Genomic DNA, 538 nt, shown 5'->3' on the forward strand with positions numbered 1-538 from the left:
CACATGGCTTCGGACTCCACTCCTGCCGAGATCCAGACCTTTGCCCCCAGCACTGATTTCACGGCCCAGGCCAACGTCGGCGCCGAGCTCTACGACCAGGCCGAGGCCGAGGGGGTCGATTTCTGGGCCCGTCAGGCGCGCGAGCTGCTGACCTGGAACAAGGAGTTCACCGAGGTCCTCGACTGGTCCAACCCCCCGTTCGCCAAGTGGTTCCAGGACGGCACCCTCAACGCCTGCTACAACGCCGTGGACCGCCACGTCGAGGCCGGCAACGGGGAGCGGGTCGCCATCCACTTCGAGGGCGAGCCCGGCGACAGCCGCAGCTACACCTACGCCCAGCTCAAGGACGAGGTCTCCCGGGCCGCCAACGCCATGGAGAGCCTGGGCGTGGCCAAGGGCGACCGCGTGGCCCTGTACCTGCCGATGATCGCTGAGGCGGTCATCGCGATGCTGGCCTGCGCGCGCATCGGCGCGATCCACTCCGTGGTCTTCGGCGGCTTCTCCGCGGACGCCCTGCTCTCGCGCGTCGAGGACGGCC

General features: G+C 69.1%; 1 protein-coding gene. It reads left to right on the plus strand.

Going from position 1 to position 538, the window contains the following annotated elements:
* Positions 1 to 3 precede the first annotated feature (3 nt).
* Positions 4 to 538, plus strand: a 535-nt coding sequence (locus RCG67_RS17315; RefSeq protein ID WP_438612691.1) for an AMP-binding protein, incomplete at its 3' end; no start/stop codon positions are given.

The organism is Kocuria cellulosilytica (assembly GCF_040981245.1).
In the GTDB taxonomy this organism is placed as follows: Bacteria; Actinomycetota; Actinomycetes; order Actinomycetales; family Micrococcaceae; genus Kocuria; species Kocuria cellulosilytica.